This window comes from Streptomyces sp. NPDC034103 (assembly GCF_055575395.1).
In genome coordinates, this window is sequence record NZ_JBVISS010000015.1 from 20061 (window position 1) to 39869 (window position 19809).

General features: G+C 68.6%; 17 protein-coding genes and 1 pseudogene. 8 read left to right on the forward strand and 10 right to left on the reverse strand.

The genetic code is table 11. The annotated features are described in order from the left end of the window. Window positions 1–138: 138 nt before the first annotated feature. The 3 genes from ACZ56U_RS30820 to ACZ56U_RS30830 are packed head-to-tail and all read left to right on the forward strand — an operon-like array spanning window position 139 to window position 3417. On the forward strand, window positions 139–585 hold the full coding sequence (locus ACZ56U_RS30820) for a hypothetical protein (protein WP_469087235.1): 447 nt from the start codon (window positions 139–141) through the stop codon (window positions 583–585). A 5-nt stretch (window positions 586–590) separates the two neighbouring features. Next, a complete protein-coding gene (locus ACZ56U_RS30825) occupies window positions 591–2765 on the forward strand; it encodes a hypothetical protein (RefSeq protein ID WP_469087236.1) in 2175 nt (724 codons plus the stop codon). After that, a complete protein-coding gene (locus tag ACZ56U_RS30830) occupies window positions 2758–3417 on the forward strand; it encodes a hypothetical protein (protein WP_469087237.1) in 660 nt (219 codons plus the stop codon). Before ACZ56U_RS30825 ends, ACZ56U_RS30830 begins: the two co-directional genes overlap by 8 nt. Before the next feature lie 585 nt (window positions 3418–4002). On the opposite strand, the gene ACZ56U_RS30835 is transcribed toward ACZ56U_RS30830, so the two are convergent. Both ACZ56U_RS30835 and ACZ56U_RS30840 read right to left on the reverse strand, forming a co-directional pair. Continuing rightward, window positions 4003–4194 (reverse strand): hypothetical protein, encoded by a 192-nt coding sequence (locus ACZ56U_RS30835; protein ID WP_469087238.1) that lies wholly within the window; start codon window positions 4192–4194, stop codon window positions 4003–4005. Between the two features lie 10 nt (window positions 4195–4204). After that, on the reverse strand, window positions 4205–5059 hold the full coding sequence (locus tag ACZ56U_RS30840; RefSeq protein WP_469087239.1) for a helix-turn-helix domain-containing protein: 855 nt from the start codon (window positions 5057–5059) through the stop codon (window positions 4205–4207). 24 nt (window positions 5060–5083) lie between these two features. Between ACZ56U_RS30840 and ACZ56U_RS30845 the strand changes: the two genes are divergently transcribed. Beyond that, complete coding sequence (locus ACZ56U_RS30845) at window positions 5084–5578, forward strand: ATP-binding protein (RefSeq protein ID WP_469087240.1); 495 nt, start codon at window positions 5084–5086, stop codon at window positions 5576–5578. 63 nt (window positions 5579–5641) lie between these two features. Here ACZ56U_RS30845 and ACZ56U_RS30850 read toward each other — a convergent pair whose 3' ends face one another. The 6 genes from ACZ56U_RS30850 to eccB form a co-directional block, all read right to left on the reverse strand. Next, a complete protein-coding gene (locus ACZ56U_RS30850; RefSeq protein WP_469087241.1) occupies window positions 5642–5944 on the reverse strand; it encodes a WXG100 family type VII secretion target in 303 nt (100 codons plus the stop codon). Between the two features lie 76 nt (window positions 5945–6020). Beyond that, window positions 6021–6362, reverse strand: coding sequence for a WXG100 family type VII secretion target (locus tag ACZ56U_RS30855; RefSeq protein WP_469087242.1), 342 nt, complete (start codon window positions 6360–6362; stop codon window positions 6021–6023). Window positions 6363–6474: 112 nt separating this feature from the next. Then, window positions 6475–7563: a S8 family serine peptidase gene (locus tag ACZ56U_RS30860; RefSeq protein WP_469087243.1), complete on the reverse strand. Its 1089-nt coding sequence runs from the start codon at window positions 7561–7563 to the stop codon at window positions 6475–6477. A gap of 1893 nt (window positions 7564–9456) precedes the next feature. Further along, a complete protein-coding gene (locus ACZ56U_RS30865; protein WP_469087244.1) occupies window positions 9457–9891 on the reverse strand; it encodes a hypothetical protein in 435 nt (144 codons plus the stop codon). 432 nt (window positions 9892–10323) lie between these two features. Then, window positions 10324–11607, reverse strand: coding sequence for a type VII secretion-associated serine protease mycosin (gene mycP / locus ACZ56U_RS30870; RefSeq protein ID WP_469087245.1), 1284 nt, complete (start codon window positions 11605–11607; stop codon window positions 10324–10326). Window positions 11608–11666: 59 nt separating this feature from the next. Continuing rightward, the gene (gene eccB / locus ACZ56U_RS30875) at window positions 11667–13190 is read right to left on the reverse strand and encodes a type VII secretion protein EccB (protein ID WP_469087246.1); all 1524 of its coding nucleotides are present in this window, start codon (window positions 13188–13190) and stop codon (window positions 11667–11669) included. 198 nt (window positions 13191–13388) lie between these two features. Here eccB and eccE point away from each other — a divergent pair, with 198 nt between their 5' ends. The 3 genes and pseudogenes from eccE to ACZ56U_RS30890 all read left to right on the forward strand — a co-directional run. Beyond that, a complete protein-coding gene (eccE, locus tag ACZ56U_RS30880) occupies window positions 13389–14705 on the forward strand; it encodes a type VII secretion protein EccE (RefSeq protein ID WP_469087247.1) in 1317 nt (438 codons plus the stop codon). Continuing rightward, window positions 14702–15487: a hypothetical protein gene (locus tag ACZ56U_RS30885; RefSeq protein ID WP_469087248.1), complete on the forward strand. Its 786-nt coding sequence runs from the start codon at window positions 14702–14704 to the stop codon at window positions 15485–15487. The genes eccE and ACZ56U_RS30885 overlap by 4 nt, the downstream gene beginning before the upstream one ends. 335 nt (window positions 15488–15822) lie before the next feature. Next, window positions 15823–15933 (forward strand): annotated as a pseudogene (locus ACZ56U_RS30890) (hypothetical protein); the annotation flags it as partial. A gap of 23 nt (window positions 15934–15956) precedes the next feature. On the opposite strand, the gene ACZ56U_RS30895 reads toward ACZ56U_RS30890, so the two are convergent. Both ACZ56U_RS30895 and ACZ56U_RS30900 read right to left on the reverse strand, forming a co-directional pair. Then, window positions 15957–16130, reverse strand: coding sequence for a hypothetical protein (locus ACZ56U_RS30895; protein ID WP_469087368.1), 174 nt, complete (start codon window positions 16128–16130; stop codon window positions 15957–15959). 183 nt (window positions 16131–16313) lie between these two features. Further along, window positions 16314–16751: a hypothetical protein gene (locus tag ACZ56U_RS30900; protein ID WP_469087369.1), complete on the reverse strand. Its 438-nt coding sequence runs from the start codon at window positions 16749–16751 to the stop codon at window positions 16314–16316. On the opposite strand from ACZ56U_RS30900, the gene ACZ56U_RS30905 reads away from it, so the two are divergent. Continuing rightward, window positions 16750–19809, forward strand: coding sequence for a nucleotide-binding protein (locus ACZ56U_RS30905; RefSeq protein WP_469087363.1), 3060 nt, complete (start codon window positions 16750–16752; stop codon window positions 19807–19809). The genes ACZ56U_RS30900 and ACZ56U_RS30905 overlap by 2 nt on opposite strands.

Consider the following 19809-nt stretch of genomic DNA (forward strand, 5'->3'; position numbering starts at 1 on the left):
GGCATTGAATTGTGGAAAACAGGGTGAGATTTCTGGACTCGGGTGAAGTGAGTTCACTTTTCTGGCCTGTTGATGGCTTGGCGCAATGTCCTGTCTGTTGTTGGGCGGGCTTAACGGGGAAACGAGGAAGGGTTTCACATGGCGTGGGATGAGTGGGAGCAGCTGAAGTCTGAGGCGGCCGATCAACAATCCACGCGGATGCAGCTCAATCAGTATCCGGCCGACCAGGGCGGGGATGGCACTCAAGGAGACCTCGTAGCGGGTCATCAAGATCTTGAGGCGGTGGGCAAGGCCGCCCATGACCTGTTCGAGGACTTCACGACCTTCAGCGGGCACGCACGCGTGGCCTCGGAGGCTGCCGCAGGCGGACTCAAGGGAGAAGGGTTCGCTCTCGGGGGCGCGCTGGAGCACGTGACCGAACGCTGGAGCAAGCAGACCAAGACCCTGCTGGACGCCTGCGCCCACATCTCCAACCACCTCCGGTTCACCAAGAACCAGCACGCCGCGGACGACTCGCACATCTCCGGCGCTGTCAGCAGTATCGCCCTGCTGGACGAAGGCTTCGACGACCGGAAGGGCCACTGACGCCGATGGACCTCGACGCACTGCGCTACGGCGATTTCTCCAAACTCGGTGAAGCGGTCACCGACTGGGAACAGATGACGAAGAAGCTCGCGGACCTACAGAAGGACGCCGAGGAAAAACTCAAGGCCAAGGCAGACAAGGCCAAGTGGGCGGGCGTCAACGCCACCGTCACGCGCGAGTTCATCGCCAAGACCGCCGTGGAGTTCGCTGACGCGCATACTCAGGCTGACTCCATCACCAATATCCTCAGAGACACCCGCGGTGAGCTCATCAACTACCGCACTCAATTGAACAATGCGATCTCGCGTGACGAATATCGGAACCTGACCGTGATCGACACCGGAGAGGGCACGTTCACCGTCACCGGGAACACGAGGCCCGACTGGGCTTCCGACCCCAGTGGAAAGACAGGAGCGACGGATCAGAAGGTCGTGGACGGCCTTCGCAACGAGATCCAGGAGATCCTGGCCAAGGCCACGGAGAGCGACACTATTGCGGCCAAGGTGCTCAAGCTCCTCGTTGATCAGGTGAAGTACGGCTTCGCCGACGCGTCGTACGCCAATCGGGACTCTGCGGCCAAGGCCGTTGCAGCGGCTGAGAAACTGGCGAAGATGGCCAAGAACCCGGCCGACATGTCTCTCGACGACATTGCCGCCTTTAACCGAACCATGGAGCTGTACAACGACGACCCCCTGTTCGCGGAGCAGTTCGCAACGCGGTTGGGTCCCAAGGGGACGCTTCAGTTCTGGACCGAGATGGCCTCCGCGCACGCCGGTGCCAGTGGCTCAGAAATCGACACGATGAAGGACCTTCAGAAGAACTTGAGCCTGACCCTGGCCACGGCATCCTTCTCGGACTCGGACGCCATGCAGGACTGGAAAAAGGACCTCGTCGCCGAGCGCAACACGAACTTCCGCGCCGCGAACTCCACGAGCCCGATCGGCGCCCTCGGCGCTCAGGTCATCAGCAGCCTCATACGGGAAGGCCAGTACGACACCGAGTTCCTCGACGATTATCGGGAGAAGATTTTCAAGGCAGACAAGGGGGCGGGAGACTCAAGTACCGACGACCTGTGGGTCAGGGGCTACGACGGCCTCGACCTCGTCTTCGGTGACGGCACCGGTCGGGACCCTCTGGAGGGACTGTTCGAGGGCCTCTCTCACAACCCCGAGGCGGCAACGCACGCGTTCGAGTCCAAGTCGGATCTGAACCACATGCTGGGCACGACCATGTATACGGAACGAGGAGAGTCCCTCGGGCATGCTCTGGAGGCCGCGGTCACCGGGGTCGCCGCCGGTGACTCGACGTCGCCAGCTCCTCCCCACAGCAACGCGCAGGTGGAAATCATGGCCAACATCATGAATGCGGTGGCACAGCCTGGCGGAGGCGCGGACCTGGTCAGCAGGGGCCTGGCCGACAGTTTCGGGAACATGGCAGCTTCTTATATGCCGGAAATCAGTCGCGCTTTCGCCGGCCCCAATGCAGAGGTTTTCCTCACCAACAGCGATGATCCGAATGGGCTTGAAACTGCGGACGTGACCAGATTCCTTTCAGCAGTCTCCTTGGATCCCGAGGGAAGAGCCGGAATCATCGTCGGAGAAAGTGTTTACACCAGCGGCCTCCTTGATGCCCACCTTTCGGACCCGAACCTGTTCGATGGCCCCCGAGATCAAGTCCTCGAAGATGTAGGCAGGAACGCAGGCGTAATCGAAGGAATTATCGGACATTCCATGGCGGACGAAGACGTTCAAGATGCCATGGATGCGGAAGAGGACTACAACGACGCCCTTCAAAAGAAGGGTGATTTCGTCAAGACATGGATCGCAACCGGTTTGGGGTATGGGTCCGTCTCTCTATTCCCTGGCGGCCAGGCGGCGGCCGGTGCTGCAGTTGGAGGCTTCGCCGGAGGAGTCATCGGTTTGGCCGTTGATCGCCTGCTTGAGGGGCAACAGCTGGAGGGAGCAAAGGATGCAGCCCTGTATGAGAGCGCCAAAGACCTCTACAGCATGCGGGATTCAGTTAACCAGCAGACACAATGGTCGGCCTTGGATTCCCTCAAGCAGCATCATGTGGATATCCCCGAGGGCGGGGCCAGCCGCACCGTCGGCGTGGCTGTCAATCAAGGCTGGGATGACGCAAGCGAGTTCCTGACAAATTCCAAGGATCGTCCCCATGGCTGAGAATACCCATACCAAGGAAATGGCTGCGACCAAGGCGAGCACGAAAGGGTTTGTCACCTGCCTAACGGTCCTCTGCCTTGGTGGCGCAGCCGCCTGGTTCGGGTTGACCACGGGGCTCGAACGCCTACCCTCGAAGGTTTGCGACGGGGCCGTCCAACGCGACGTGGTGGTACGGACACTCCCACGTACGCGAACGGCAGAGGAGGGCGCTAGCCAACGGCACTCAGGGGAAGATCTCATGTTCTCGTGCCACATCTACACCAGCGCGGGTTCGATTCTCTCCGGCATGGCGCGAGTCCAAGACACCTCCGTGCAGCAATGGGCCGACCACTACGGGGCCGGTACGGACAGCGATGCCATACGCATCTCCGTCGACGGGATCGAGGCTTTGGCCGATCCCGGCTCGGAGAGCGGCAGCTCGTCCGTCTATGTCCCGTGCGTCCCCCGCGGAGTCCGGGCCGAGGACGCGAGCAAGTCTTACGCAATCGTCACCGAGGCAAGCGTAATCGGGGACGGCAGGATCTCAGGAACCGCACTGCGCCAAGCAGTGACAGACTTTGCCTACCAAGTCATCAAGCACGCCTACAAACTGGCTGAGTGCCAGAACCCCCGCACGTTCCCCGAAGAACTGCCCCGTTATGAGGACAACTGATGACAGACGAGGAAATCATCAGGCACTTCGACGGACGCGGCCGCGTTCACCTGCAATTTCCCCACACGACGAGTGCTGAGCGGTGTCGCAGCATGATGGCAATCGCCCACGCACTCGGCTACAAGCCGCTGTTCACCGATACTCTCGGCCGCCGAGAGTTCCCCCGCTTCTACGAACGTGACGACGCGCCTCACGCCCGCCGTCGCGCCGAGCAGACCATTGAGCGGATGCGGGCTGGCGGCCCGGTGCTGTCACCGATCGAGGAGACACCTCCGCCGCCGCCGGCTCCACCCGCTGGGCCACGGCCCTCGCCTCGCCAGCGATTCCAGCCGCCCCAGGGGCCGCCCCCGCCGCCCTCCACTGCGGCACCGGCCCAGCCCCGGCTCCCGCCCCAACCGCTCATGCCGCCCCTTCCGCCACCGCCGCCGCCCCTCACGCAGGCCTCGTCCTCAGACGACTGAACCTGTCCTGCCTCCGAGCTATCGCACCGGAACGTAGCTGGCCTTGCTGTTCAGTTCGAAACCTCGACGTGCGGAGCCACCTGCATCAGCCCAAGGGGCGTTACACATGCGGGAATCGGCGGTGTCAGAGGAGGTGGTCCGCCTTGCCCTCCTTGATGTCGAGGATCATCGTGCGGAGCGCTTCGCGGGTGTCGGTGAGGTAGGCCTCCTCGGCGCCGGCTATGGCGATGTAGGCGTTGCCTTCATGGTCGGTGCCGAGTCGGAAGCAGGCCGAGCCCTCGGCGCAGAATGGGTCTTCCCACATGATGTCTTGCACGACTGTCTCCTCATAGCTGGGCGGCGATGCCCTGGATGAAGGTGTATGAGTCGGCAGGCGGCAGGGCGTGCTGCTCCATCCAGGCGAGCTGGGCTCGGTACTTGGACAACTGTGCGTCCTCGTTCAGGAATTCCGGCCCATGGGCGCTGTCGATCTGCACGGTGTCGAGCCGCGGCACGGGGCCCTCCATGTACACGACGGTCTGGCCAGCCCCGGGGAAAGACCCCGCGTCGAACGGAATGACGCGCAGCGACACGTTGGGCCGTTCAGTCATGGCGAGGATGTGTTCCAGTTGCGCTCGTGCAACCTTGCGTCCGCCGAACTGCATGCGCAGAGCCGACTCGTGGAGTATCCCGACGTACTCGGTGGGGTTGTCGCGCTCCAGCACGCACTGGCGCTGCAGGCGGTGAGCAAGTCGCAGGGCGATCTCGTGCTCGGGCAACGGCGGTAGCGCGGCCTTGAAGACGGCCTGGGCGCAGTCGCCGGTCTGAAGGAGTCCGGGCATGTGGATCAGGTGCACGGTACGCAGACGTACCGCGTGGTGCTCTAGCTCGGCAATGTCGAGGAGCCCGGCCGGGAGGCTTCCTCGGTATCTCTCCCACCAGCCCCGCTCCGCGGGTTGGGCCATCTCGGCCAGGGCATCGAAGTAGGCCTCGTCATCACAGTCACAGTTGCAGGCCAGCGTGCGAAGCCTCTCGGCGCTGATGGCACGCGTACCCGACTCGATGTTGGAGATCTTGCCTCGATCCACACCGAGCAACCCGGCGGCGCGTTCACCCGTCATACCGGCGGCTGTGCGCAGCTTTCGTACGCCGCGCACCAGGGAGGCGAGCCACCGACTGCTACCGCAGGACCGTCCACGCATCCGTACACCGGCATAGGAGCCGACGTGTCCGTCTCTCTCTGCCCGCTGGCCCCCACCTACCCAGCCGACCCCACCACCCCCACCCCCGAAACCCTCGCCTACAGCTTCACCCTCCCTGCCGCCTTGGCCAGCCCAGCACTGGCGAGAGCAGCGACACGCGAGGTTCTCAAGGCCCACGGCCTGTACGACATGCTGGACCCGGCGCTCCAAGCGGTGGGCGAACTCACGGCAATCGCCGCACAGTTCACGGAGGCCTCAGACTTCTACCTGTCCCTCCGCTACCGAGCCGGGACCCTCCGGGTGATCGTCTACGACTGTCACCCTCGCCATACCCAACCCCACCTCGCCGCAGCCTGCGACACCCGCCGCCGCGCGGCCCTTCGCGTCCTCGCCTGCGTCTGCCGTGCCTGCGACGGTGCCTGGGGGTTCGGCGAGTCCCGCGAACCGGGCGGCGGGACGCGTATGTGGGCGAGACTGCCGAGGGCGAATGCGGCGGCGTACGGCGCGGGAGCCCCGTAGGGGTACAGCACAGGGTGGGCACCTCCCGTGCGTGCCCACCCTGGTTCTGTGAAGTGCGGATTCCTACTGGAAGTAACTCGCGCCCTTCAGGTCGCCGCCCCGGTAGTCACCGCCGGCTGCGTGGACCTTCTGGGAGATCTGGACCAGCGCCTGGTGGATGGCTGAGGCGTGGGTGTCCCACTCCTTGGCCTTCTTGGCGAACTCGGCGTGGGCCTCGCCGGCCCAGCCGCCGGAGACGTCGAGGACGGCCTTCTTCAGGGCTTCGAGGTCCTCCTCGAGCTTCTTGGCCTGGTTGCCGAGTTCCGTGGCGAGCGCGTCCATGACGCCGTAGGTGACGGCAAGATCGCCGTAGTGGACTCCGGACATGCTTCCCTCATTTCATTGACGATTTCGACCGGACTGCTCAGCCCGGAAGCAGTGCGGCTCAATGCCGCGTACGGCTTCAGTAGCTGTTGAGTGCCGAGGTCTTGCCGCCGAGGTCCTCGACCGAGATCTTGGTGATGTCGGCGTGGATCTGGTCCTCGAGGATGTTCTTGTCCCTGGCGTTCAGCTTCACGCCTTCGAGGAAGCCGTCGAGCATCCGGCCGATCGCGGCCATGTGCGTGTTGATTTCCGTCTGCTTCGCGTTGAAGGCGTTGGCGCCTCCACCGGTCCACGCCTTTTCGATCATGTCGATCGTTCCCTGCAACTGCGCCAGCGTGTTCCTCACCGAGTCGTATCGATCGATGATCGCGGTCTGAAGGACTTGGGCGTGATCGTCACTGAACTTGCGGTCTACGGCCATTTCAACACTCCTTTTCGTGAGATCTGTGATTCGTTCTGGGCGTCATCGACTGGGGCATGCTCAGTCGGCGCCCGAACGGGTGTGCGTGACTAGTCAGTCGGTCGAGCGAGGGCTAGGCACCTCGCCGTGAGCGGATCACCGCGAAGGCGCCGCCTCCGATTACCAGGACGGCCGCTACGGCTCCGAGGGCCACCCACATCGTGGTGTTGTCGGAGAGGTCCGAAGCAGGTGCGGACGCTGAAGTGCCCCCGTTTGACGTGTTCTTGGGGGCTTGCGGTGAGGTTGATGCGGAAGGCGCGGGCGCTACGTCTGTGACACCCGCTGCATTCTCCTTGGCCAGCGGGTCGGTATTCGCCGGGCCGGGGTTGAAGTCGCTGTTCTCCAGCACCTTGCGGGGGCGGATGAGGCCGTAGCCGAGGTATGTGCTCGGGTCGTCCTTCGCCCAGTCGCGGCCGGCGGTGTCGATCAGACTGGCGAGCACCTGGTTGGCCGTCCAGTTGGGGTGGGCGGACCAGATTAGGGCAGCGGAGGCGGAGGCGATGGCTGTGGCTTGGCTGGTGCCCTGACCATTGCAATAGGAACGGAAAGTGTTGTCGCACCAGGTGGGAGCATCCAGACCGGGGGAGGCCAAGTCGACATAGTTCCCGTAGTTCGAGAACTTGCCGACCGTTCCAGATTTGTCTGCTGCGGCTACGCCCACCACGTACGGGTAGGAGGCCGGGTACCCGATGACGTTCTTTCCTTCGGCCTCGTTACCCGTGGCGGCAAGCATCAACTTACCTTTGGAGTGGGCATACTTGACCGCCGCTCTCACATCGGGAAAGTCGATGGCGCCGCCGAATGACATACTAATGATCTTCGCATCGCTGTCAGCGACGGCCCTGATCACGTTCCCCAGGGTCGGAGCATTCTTCTGCTCTGCCTTGCTCAAGCCTGTCAAAGCAATACGGTAAGGAACGATCTTCGCACCTGGAGCAAGGCCCTTCAGCCCATCGCCAGTGCCCGTGCCTGCGATGAGTTCAGCCATGCTCGTCCCGTGGCCCTTGTAGTCCTCGGTCGCCTTGTAACCAACGGCTTCAGGAACCTCGCCTGCGAGTACCTGGCCCTTGAGAGACGGGGTGTTGGGGTTGACTCCCGTATCGACAACGGCCACCTTGACGCCTTTGCCGGTGCTCACCTTCCACATCTCGTCGGCCTTCATCGCCGAGAGGTACCACTGCTGGGAGTGGACATCCGCGGCTGTAGCACTCGGAGCCAGACCTGCCGACAGGACGGCCAAGGCGCCAAGCGCTGAGCAGACGAGGGAAACCCGCCTTCCGTTCCGTCCCGCGAAAGGCGCGCTCCACCCGCCACGTCGGCTGATCCCTGACACCATGCCTCTGCCTGTCCTCACTCTTGTCCCGTCAGTCGTTGGTCGACGGCCCGTCACGCCGCTCGTCGCGGCGCGAACGAGTCTTGGCGGAACGCTGATTGTCCGCAGGGCCACGAGGCACGCCAGCAGCGCCAGGCGCGCGCCCGCCGTCTCTGGGCCCACGATCGCGCCCCTTCGGCGTTCCGATGACGCCGTCGGGACTGCCGACGGGGCGGCGAGACGTCTGGCCTGTGCCTACCGCCGCGTTCGAGGCTCCGATCACCCCACGCTGGCCGGGCTTCTCCCCCGTGGCACGTGACGTGGGTACGCCCTCGCCTCCGATGACCGCGCCACGCGGAACCCTGGAACCGTTAGCGCCAGGGGTGGCCCCGGTGACAGGCTTGCCGCCGACAACTCCATTGGTGGTGCGCCCCACGCCCGTGCGACCGGGATTCGCTGAGCCCATGCCATTGACAGGGCCCCGGGGTACACCACCGGTCTGTTTGGCCGCCGGTCCCCCGGTCCTCGGTACGCCTCCGACCACGCCTCGTCCCATGGGGCCGGCCGTACGGCTGGCCGCCTGCCCGGGCGCAACAGCTCGTCCCGTCGACCCCATAGGGCCGGATCCCGTACTCCCTGCTGGGGTACGTCCCGTCGCACCACCGGCTCGACCCTGCGCCGAAGCAGGCGCCCTGGTTCCGGGGGCACCGCCGAACCCGGAGGTACGCCCGGCCGGCCCACGCACGGCAGGAGGTCCCGCAACGGGGGCAAAGGGAGGGGGTGCTCCCACTGGGGTTGTATTGGGGCCCACCGTCGACGGCGGTGTGACGTGCGTCGGCTTCATAGTCTCCTGCGGCGGCAGCGTACCGACGCTGTCGATCTCTGTACCGACGTGCGGTTCCGGTGACGTGGCAGATGCACCCGCATTCTTGTGGGACAGCGACTGATCACCGGGATACGCCCCTCCCACCCCGGTGTCCAGCGTGCTCTTGTGCGCGCTGCCTGAATTGCTCAGGGCCGAGATAGATTCCTGTCCAGGCGTCGGCGTCCTCGGGTCGCCAAACTCCGGCGGCGGCTGAGGCACCCCCACATCCGGCATCGGAGGAAACACAGGCTCCTCAGCCCCCCGCATAACCCCCGCAGAGACCGAATAGAACGACGCCAACCGGTACATCTGGTTGATCGCCTCCTGGCGGTCCCCCTCCGCCTTCACGGCCGCCGTGTACTCGGCGTTCCCGTCGACCCGTTTGGCCTCGGGGATGTCCTCGACCTTCTTTGGGTCCGACCGGCCGTCGCGCGGTGGCATTGCCTTGCGTACGGAGGCGAGGCCGGAACTCGCGGCCATCACCTGCGTCCCCACCGTGTCGGCGTACCCGGCGAGATCGAGGGCCGTGGTGACCAGGGCCATGCCCCACTTGTGGAACGCGCCGTGTGCCTCGCCCTCCCAGTCGACGTGGCCCAGGTTGCGACTCAGTTCGTCGGCGGCTTTGGTGATGGCGTCCCGGGCGTCGATGAGGGCCGTTCCGGCGCTCTCGATGAGCTCCGGGCTCGCGGACTCGACGATGTCGATCATCTGGTTGAGGTCGTGGCCCTCGAAGCTGGTCCTGCCGAAGTGCATGCCCCCGCTGGACCCGAAGGGGTTGATCTTGGTCATATCCATGACCGCGTCAAGCGTGCCGTTCTGGTGCGCGGCGTCCTGGCGCTCCGGCCGGTAGTGACCAGGCCCCTTCTCGTCCCCGCTCATCAGTACCCCGCGTCCGTGTGGTCGGCGTCGTTGCCGCGCTTGATCCGCTCGTCCAGCATCGCCTCGCGCCCCTGGTTGACCTCGGTCCGGATCTCGTGGAACCGGTAGCGAAGCTCCTCTTCGAGGTTGTCGAAGCTGACGTCCACGCCGTGCACGGCGATCTGCATCGCCTCCAACTGGAGCCCCAGGGACTTGGAGAGCGACGTGATGCGCTCGTGGACGCGTTCGTACTCCAGGTGGAGCGCCTTGGCCTCCGGGAAGTTCCCCATGCCGAACGCGGCCTGCGACAGGCCGTTCGCCGCGACCTTCGACGCGCCACCGGCCGAGCCCTCGAAGGCGGCGAGCAGGTCGTCCACGCGCTTCTTGAACGTCGAGAGGGCCATCAGGCCACGGCGTACGTCGGCGGCACCTCCGCCCATGTCTGCAGGAAGCACGAAGCGTTCCCTCCCCGTTCCCCGTTTGTGAAGTCTGTGAGTCTGCGTGTCTGTGAATCTGCGAGTTTTTGTGAGTCTGTGAGTGATCGTCAGACGGTGACGGACTTCGTTGAGTGATGCACTCGTCCATCACTGTAGTCATTGTGTAAATCGTGGCCAACTGAGCTCTGCGTGAGGTCAGTTGCGAGATGGCCGAGACCCGTCCGGTTGTCCGCCCGCAGAGCAGCCAAATCGCCCTGAACGAGGGCGAGATGCCCGCGGCTCGATCGCTGAGCCCGTCTTCGGAGGCTCGTCCGCGCGGGTGAACTTCAGGCCAGAATCAGCCTTTGCTGTGCGAAATCCAGCGGTTGACAACCTTCACCGCCCCCACCCGGACCGCCGTCACGCATGCCATGCCCACCAGCGCGACGCCCAGCACGTTCCTCGGTTCGGTCAGCGCGTCCGCGCGTCGCCCGCCCCCAGTCTGCGTTTCCTGCGCCGCGCGTCCCGCACCGCGACCCCCGCACCGCCGAGCCCCGCGGCCAGCACCGCCGTCGCCACCGCGACGTACGTGGCGAGTCGGGCGTTGCGCTCGTCGGGGGTCTCGCCGACCTGGAACTCGGCAGCCGCGGGCGCCTCGGCCTCCACCAGGCCCTCCTGCGGGTCGGGGGACTCGATCGGGTGGTCGTCCTCGGTCAACGCGCGCACCGGGTCCACCACCCCCCAGCCGACCCGGCCGTCGTGCCCCGCGATCGTCCGCTCCGCGGTCTGCTCGATCTGGGCGACGATCTCGCGCGCGGTCCACGTCGGATGCTCGGCCTTGATCAGCGCCACTGTGCCCGCGACGTACGGCGCCGAGAAGCTCGTACCGCTGTCGGAGCAGTGGCCGCCCTCGGGGACCGTGGAGATCATGTCGACGCCGGGGGCGGCCACGTCGACGAAGTCGCCGGACTGGGAGAAGGCGGCGCGTTCGTTGTTGCGGTCGGAGGCCGCTACGGCGAGGACGCCCTCGTACGACGCCGGGTAGGTCTTCTTGGTCGCGCCGCCGAGGCCGTCGTTGCCCGCCGATGCCACGACCACGATGTTCCGGGCCAGGGCCGCGTCGACGGCCTGCTCCAGGGCGTCGGTCGGTTTCACCGCGTTGGACGTGTCCTGGGAGATGTTGATGACGCCGGCCCCGGCGGAGACGGCGTAGCGGATCGCCTCGGCCAGGCTCTCGGCCGTGCCGTGGCCTTCCGCGTCGTTCTGCTGGACCGGGATGATCGTCGCCTCGGGGGCGAGGCCCACGAAGCCGGTGCCGTCGGCGGGGCGGGCCGCGATGATGCCGGCGACCTTGGTGCCGTGGCCGACGGTGTCGGTCGTGCCGTTCTCGTTGCCCCGCTCGACGGGGTCGCCGTTGTCGTCCTTCAGGCCCCTGGGCAGGAAGTTGCGGCCGCTGCCCGTGTCCACCGCGTCGGTGAGTTGTGGGTTCTTCACGTCCACGCCGGTGTCGATCACCGCCACGCGGACGCCTTTGCCCTTCGAGCGGCTCCACAGTTCGTCCAGGAGGACGCGCTGTAGGGACCAAGGGCGCCCGGGGTAGAGGCCGTTGGGGAACTGGCACTGGTCTGAGTAGGGCGGTCGGTCCACGGCCGCTGCCGGGGGTGCGAGGACCGTGGTCGCGGTCAGCAGGGTCGCGGCTGACACCAGCGCCGATCGGAACAGCATCGAACGGAACAGCGTCGAACGGATCAGCATCGATCGGTACAGCGTCGATCGGAACATCGTGGATCGGAACAGCACCGTCGTCCTCCCGCTCACGATCCCTGCGGCTGGCGTGCCGCCGACGTCGACAGACGGGGTCCCGTGGGCAGGAACTTCGACCATGCGGCGGGGATCGGCGTCGGGTCCACGTCGGCGTAACCCAGCCGTGTCTGGGCCTGCTTGGCCTCCTGCTGGAGCTGTTCGCGCTCCTCGGCCGTCGTATCGATGACCGCGTCGTCCGTGGCGTTGTCCCCGTTCGACTGCAGTACGTAGCGCAGGCCCGTGTCGGTGACGAGGAAGACGGGGCCGTCCTTGGTCGCCCTGCCCTGGAACTGGCGGTAGAGCTGGCCGGAGCCGGGGGTGACGTAGGCACTGGAGGAGCCGGTGGGGAGCTTGACCGGGAAGTCCGTGCCCGCCCAGGTGTACAGGGTGGTGGTGCCCGAGTCGGCGTCCACGCCGCGCAGGACGTTGCAGACTGTGCTGCGGCCGCCGCTCTTGCCCGTCGCCTCGTTGACGGGCTCGGGGTCCTCGGTCGGCCATCGGTGCTCGGTGCCGAACGCCTTGCCCGGGACGATGGCGCCGGGGCTCATCTCCTTGGCGCCCGCCTGCCCCAAGGGCGCCAAGTCTTCGCTGAAGAGGAGAAGTTGGGCGACGAAAGGCGAGACGGGGGCGACCCGGCCGGGCAGTACGACGTAGTACTGGTCCGTGTTGAGGTCGGTCGCCTTGAGGACCATGCCCACCTTGTCGGTGGACGCGTCGAGCTGACCGGGGGCACCGGCCGCCGTGTTGACCTGGCCGGTGATCTCCGGGAAGTCGATGGCGTCGCCCCGGTGCAGGGTCGCCAGCCACGCGTCGGAGACCTTCTGGGGTGCGCGGCCCGATCCCACGACGGCACGCAGCAGCAGTTCGTCGCTCCTGCCGATGGGGTACGCCGTCCCGTTCGCGTCCACGACATAGCGGTCGCCGTCCCGGGCCTCGACGTAGAGCAGTTGACCGCCCGCCAGCTTCTGCCCCTTGCCCTCGGTCGCCTTCATGTCGCGGTCCGCGAGGACCAGGGCGGCCTTCTGGATCGATCCCCCGCCCGCGCTCGGGCGTTCACAGACGGCCCAGCGCTTCGTGCTCGCCGCCTCGGACGCGGAGGGCAGGCGGTCGGGGGCGTACGGGATGCCGATGGTGACGCCGTGCGGGATCCTGCCGCTGTCGAGGACCGACTCGGCGACGGTCACGACCTCGCCCTGGTTCGCCTCCAGGAGCAGCTTGGCGGAGGCCATGTTGAGGACCGGGTGCAGCTGGACCTGTCCGTCGGTCTTGAGGACGACGTACCGCGTGGTCGACTTGCTGGCGACGATCACCTTGGCATTGGGGGTGTCCCAGCCCTTGGGTGCGGCGGGTTTGAACATGCCCCAGGCCCCGAACACGGCCATCACGATCACGCCCACGATGACGCCGGGCAGCACCGCGCGCAGCGGCCGGGGTGCCCCCTCCTCGGAGCCGTCCGGCGACGACTGGAGGAAGGCCGCGAGCATTCGTCGCTTCGCGAAGGTGTAGGCGTTGAGCTGGTCCCGCCGAGATGCCATCTGTGACTGTCTCTCCCCGTGTGTCCCCTGGTCCGCGCACGTGCCCGGCGTGGTTCCCTGCCACCGTTGTCAGACCGGCCCCCTACTATGCCTGGTATCCACTGGGTCTTGTGGGACAGGTAGGGTGCCTGGGCCTTCAAAGGCCGTCTGTGGTGCCGAAGTTCCAGCGAGTTGTGAGCAGTACGGGGGGATGCAGTGGTGGCTTCCGGAACGCGTGCCCGGCCCCGCGGCCGGACGCGGTCGCAGGGCTCCTCGGCGCCCCGGCCGGGACCGGCTCAGCAGGCTCCGGAGCCGAGCACGCCGCATTTCAGGGCGCGTTCGGGTCAGGGCGGAGCGTTCCGGTTGCAACGACTGGTGCTCGTGGAGGTCGCCTTCGCCGTCCTGCTGGTCGGCTGGGCCATCGGCCCGGTGGCCCTGGTGCCCGCGGCCGTCGTCGCCGTCTGCCTGGTGCTGCTCTCGTTCGTACGTCGCCGAGGGCGCTCCCTGCCCGAATGGCTGGCCACCGCGCGGGCGTTGCGGGCACGGCAGCGACGGGCCGCGAGTACGCAGGTGCCGCCGGGCACCGAACCGGGGTTCGCACCGGCCCTGGAGTGCGATCCGAGCCTGCGGACGTACACCTACGGGAGCCGGGACCGGCGTCCCGTGGGCATGGTCGGGGACGGCACGTTCGTCACCGCCGTCCTGCAGGTGGAGGCCGGTGTCACCGCGCTGCGGGCCGAGCGGAGCCGGCACCCGTTGCCGCTCGCGCTGGTGCACGACGCCCTCGAAGTGGACGGAATCCGGCTGGAGTCGGCGCAGATCGTGCTGCACACCCAGCCTGCGCCCGCGATCCATCTGCCCCAGCAGTCCGTGGCGGTCACCAACTACGCACCCCTGCACGAGCAGACGGGGGCGCCGGCGGTGCGGATCACATGGATCGCGTTGAAGCTCGACCCGGAGCTGTGCCCGGAGGCCGTGGCCGCGCGCGGCGGTGGCCTCGTCGGGGCGCAGAAGTGTGTGCTGCGGGCGGCCGATCACCTCGCGAGTCGGCTGACGGGTGCCGGGTTCCGTACGAGCGTCCTCGACGAGGAGGAGCTGATCTCCGCCCTCGCCACGTCGGCGTGCGCCAACCCGCTGGTGACGGCGGAGGCCGGTCGGACGGAGGCGCGGGAGAGACGGACCGAGGAGTCGGGCCGGAGCTGGCGCTGCGACAACCGCAGGCACACCACGTACTGGATCCGCCGGTGGCCCGCCCTGGGCGGCGAGCGAGCCCCGTCGTTGCCGCAGTTCCTCGCACTGGTCACCGCCGTCCCGGCGCTCGCCACCACGTTCAGCCTCACCCTCGCGCGCGGGGAGCGTCAGGAGGCGTCCGTCAGTGGGCACTTGCGGGTGACCGGGCGCAGCGACGACGAACTCGTGGCCGCCCGCCGCGCGTTGCAGGCCGCCGCCCGGCACACGGGCGCGGGGCTCGCACGTCTCGACCGGGAGCAACTGCCCGGCATGCTCGCCACCTTGCCGCTCGGAGGTACCCGATGACGACGGCCACCACACGCCCCGGACCGGCGGCCGACGATCGCGGAGAGCCGCAACCCGCCGCCCGGCAGCGGGTTCGTGAACTGCTGCGCACCGGCCTCGGGCTGGTCGGTCCGCGGCACGCACGGCACTCCGTGCCCGTGGAGCAACTGGCCGCCCTCGCGCTGCCCATCGGCGACGACGGCGTAGTCATAGGTGTCGACGGTGACGGGCAGCCCGCCGTCCTCGGGGTCAATCGGCCGACCCCCTACGACATCCTCCTCATCGGGGGCCTGTGGACCGCGCAGGTCATGGCCCTCAGAGCGGCGGCCACCGGTGCGCGAGTCGCCGTGGAGACAGGACGACCCGAGGCCTGGCTGCAGATGGTGCATGCCATGGGCGGGGGACAGAACGGGCTGGCGGTGTACGAGGTCGGCCGGGTGCCTCCGCAGGGGGCCTCGGCCGGTACGCCGGTGCTCGTGGTGCGGGACTGCGGTATGCGGCCGCCTCGGGGACGGGTGGTGTCCGGGCCCTGGCAGTCGGTGCTGACTCTGCTGCCCTATCTCAGCCCCGTCGCCCCGCGGCTGATCCGGCAGGCCAGGCTCGTCGGTGTGCAGCGGATCTCACCGGACGAGGCCGTGGAGCTGGGCCGCACGATGGCACTGCCCCGGACCGAGGTGGAGGCGCTGCCCACCCTCGCCGACGGTGTCACGCTGTGGTGTGCCGACCGTGACCGGCGGTATGTGATGACGCGGCCGACCGACACCGAGATCGGATTGTTGGGCACGCCACGACGAATGGACTGAACCCGACTGAACCCGCGTACAACCGGCCGGTATTGAGCGGTTATCACCGTTTCACCCCTCTCTTTGCGTGGACCCGTGCACGCTTTCCTCGCCTCTATGTACCGATTTGACGGTCGGCATGCCGAACGCGCGTACCGATTTCGGGCGGCGTGTGACGCATTGGACGGACGCGGAGGGGTGGACGGGCCTGCCGGGGCGGGGCCCCTGGTGATTAGGCTGGTACCGGGTGCGACGCCAGACCCGTGGACCAGGCGTCGGCGATCCCAGGGGGAGAGCCGGTGGATCGGACGACCTCGAACGACTCAGACGACAAGTAACGGTCGCCCCGGCACGGCATGACGGTGCTCGACCAACCAGGAGGAATTGTGAGCAGCGATCGGGACGGGACCCGCGGGGGCTGGGCCACACCCGGCGACGACCAGCCCGATGAGGAGTCCGCCGTCGAGGTGACGGGCGAGTTCACCATCGACTACGCCCCGCCTGCCTGGTACACCCAGAACGCGACGCGGAGTTCGGGCGACGCGGAGAGTTCGCGTGGCTCGGCCGCGTCGTCGGCTGGGGCTGATTCGTCCGGTACGACGGACTCGGCCGCCCCCGGTTCGCCGACGCCCGCGGCGACACCCGCTCCCGTGGACTGGTCCACCTCCTCGCTGCCGGGTCTGACTCCTCCGCCGCACGTGCGTCCCCAGGGTTCCACCACGGGGCCCGGCGCGCCGTTCACGCCGCCGGCACCTGGTCCGGGGGCGCCTTTCACTCCACCCGCGCCGCCCTCCCCCTATCCCGGCGCCACCTTCCCGCCGCCGGCACCGGCACCGGGTACGCCGTTTCAGCCACCGGCTCCGGCTCCGGCTCCGGCGAGCGAGGGGCCGGGTGCGCTGCCCAGGCTTCCGATGGGGAGCGGGTTCGAGCCGCAGGCGCCGCAACCGCCGCAGCCCGAGGTGTCGGCCGGGGGCACCGCGTCGCCGACGGGCGTGCCCGGCGTCCCGGGCTCCCAGTCCCCGTGGGGCGCCCCGACGGCGCCGCCGGCGTCGTCACCGTCGAGCTTCACGCCGCCCGCGCCCGCGACCCCGCCGACCGCCGCGACATCGGACTCCGACTCCACCCCGGCATCACCGCCGGCGGCCCCTCCGACGAGCTTCACCCTGCCCGCGGCCACGCCGGTACCTGAGGCAGCCGCGTCCCAGCCCGAGACGTCGGCTTCCGCGACCCCGCCGGCCGAGGAGGCGGAGTCAGGAGACGGTGACCTGGAGAGCGGCGCCACCATGCGGTTCTCTTCGGTCGCCCTCAAGCGCGAGATGGCGGAGCGCGCGGCGGAGGCAGAGGCCGAGCCGACGTCGGTGGACGAGGAGGACGGATCGGTCGCCGACCCTGCCGGTGAGGAGACCGAGGGCACCGTCGCCGAGCCCGCCGAGCCCGAGCCCGTTGCCGGAGACGGCCAGGCGGACGCGGAGACGGTCGACGTGAACGAGGCCGAGACCCTCGGCGCGAACGGGGCCGACGAATCGGTCGTCGCCCCCGACACCCACGCCGACTCCGACACCCACGCCGACTCCGACTCCGACTCCGACTCCGACTCCGACTCCGACGAGACGGATGCCGCGCCGCTGCTGGACGCCGCAGACGACGCCGAGACTTCCCATGCGGAGGCTTCCGACGCCGACGCGGACGGCCACGCGGAGGGCGAAGGTACGGCTGACGAGGCCTCCCCCGCCGAGGACACCGGCCTCGACGCGGATGCCTTCAGCGACGTCCCGTTTGCCGAGGACGCCGACTTGGAGAGCGTGAAGCCGTCGGCGAGGGAACCGGAAGACGCGGAACTGCCGGACGCCGAGCCTGTCGCCGCGGAGCCGCTGGACGCCGTATCCGCCGACGCCGAGCCCGCGGACGCTCCCCCTGCCGACGCCACGCCCGAGGACAACACACCGCAGGACAACGCCCCGCAGGTCAGCACCCCTCAGGACGCCACCCCTCAGGACGCCGCCCCGCAGGACACGCCCCCCGCCTGGACTCCCCCGCCCGCCCCGCAGGCGGAGATGCCGCCGCTGCCCCCGTCGTACCAGCCCGCCGCTCCCGCCCCGGCGGCACAGTGGCCGGTGCAACCCCAGCCCGAGCCCCAGCGGCCGGACCCGGCAACACCCGCACCGCAGCCGACGGCCGCCCAGCCTCACCCGCCGGTACCGCAGCAGCAGCCCCCCGTGCAGCCGCAGGCCCCGCAGCCCGCGCCCGCCGCCTGGAACCAGCCGCCCGCGCCCCCGGCCCCCGCGCCTGTCGCACCGCAGCCCGGCGCTCCCGCTCCGGCGGCCCAGCAGCCGACCACCGCGCCCGGTCCGCAGGACGGCTATGGCTTCCCGCACCCCGGCGCCGCCCAGCCCACCCCTCCGCAGCCCCCGGCCCCCAACTCCCAAGGCGGCTACGGCTTCCCCCAGCAGGGACAGCCCCAGCCCGCGCCGACCCCCGGCACCCCGCAGCCCCCGGCCCCTCACGCAGAGGCCGGCCCCGCCTTCCCGCACCCCGGCGCAGCCCCCACACCCCACCCGCAAGCCGGCTACGGCTTCCCGCAGCCCGGCGTGCCCAACACCCCGCAAGCCGGCTACGGCTTCCCCCAGCCCGGCGTACCCAACACCCCGCAGGCCGGCTACGGCTTCCCGCAACCGGCCGCCGCCCAGCCCGCGCCCGCCCAGCCCGCGCCCACCCCCGGCACCCCCCAACCCCCTGCCCCCAACTCCCAAGCCGGTTACGGCTTCCCGCACCCCGGCGCCCCCAACTCCCCCCAGGCCCCCGCCCCCAGCGGCTACGGCTTCCCCCAGCCGGGCGTACCGCAAGTCCAGCCCCAGCCCCATCCCGAAGGCCGGCCCCCGACGACACCCCCGCAGGGTGCCGCGCCGCAGGGTGCCGCCCCGCAGGGCTTCCCCCCGCAAGCCCCCCAGGCACACCAGCCGCCCCAGGCACCCCCGGCACACCAGCCGCCCCAGGCACCCGCCCCCGCCCCCGCCCAACCCCCCGTCGACCCCCGCACCGGCACCGCCTGGCCGCAGCCCATCCGGCACGACCAGCGGCAGATGACCAACCCCGGTGCGGCGCCGCTCGGTTACACCGCCGCGGTGGAGCTGTCGTCGGACCGGCTGCTGAACAACAAGAAGCAGAAGGCGAAGAGCGGCCGTCCCGCCGCGCAGCCCTCGCGGTTCAAGATCGGTGGGAAGAAGGAGGAGGCCGAGCGGCAGCGGAAGCTCGAACTCATCCGTACGCCCGTGCTGTCCTGCTACCGCATCGCGGTGATCAGCCTCAAGGGCGGGGTCGGCAAGACGACCACGACCACCGCGCTCGGCTCCACGCTCGCCACCGAGCGGCAGGACAAGATCCTCGCCATCGACGCCAACCCCGACGCCGGTACCCTCGGGCGGCGCGTGCGGCGCGAGACGGGGGCCACCATCCGTGACCTCGTCCAGGCGATCCCGTACCTCAACTCGTACATGGACATCCGCCGGTTCACCTCACAGGCGCCCTCCGGCCTGGAGATCATCGCCAACGACGTCGACCCGGCCGTGTCCACGACGTTCAACGACGAGGACTACCGGCGCGCGATCGACGTGCTGGGCAAGCAGTACCCGGTCATCCTGACCGACTCCGGCACCGGTCTGCTCTACAGCGCCATGCGCGGGGTGCTCGACCTGGCCGACCAGCTGATCATCATCTCGACGCCGTCCGTGGACGGTGCGAGCAGTGCCAGTACGACGCTGGACTGGCTGTCGGCGCACGGGTACGCGGATCTCGTCTCGCGGTCCCTCACCGTCATCTCCGGTGTCCGCGAGACCGGGAAGATGATCAAGGTCGACGACATCGTCAGCCACTTCGAGACGCGCTGCCGCGGGGTCGTGGTCGTGCCCTTCGACGAGCATCTCGCCGCCGGTGCCGAGGTCGACCTCGACATGATGCGGCCGAAGGTGCGGGAGGCGTACTTCAACCTCGCGGCGATGGTCGCCGAGGACTTCGTACGCCACCAGCAGATGCACGGCCTGTGGACCAGCGACGGCAACCCGCCCCCGGTGGCGGCCCCGCCGCTGCCCGGCCAGCCGATGCCGGGCCAGCCCTACCCGCAGCAGGGCTACCCGCAACAGCCCCAGCAGCCGGGGCAGCCGTACGTCCCCCAGCCGGGACAGCCGTACCCGCAGCAGGGCCAGCAGCAGCCTGCCCAGCCCCACCCGCAGCAGCCCGGCCACCCCCAGCAGCCCGGCCAGCCGTACCCTCCCCAGCCGGGACAGCCGTATGCTCCGCAGCCGGGACAGCCGGGACAGCCCTATCCGCCCGCACCCCCGCAGCAGTAG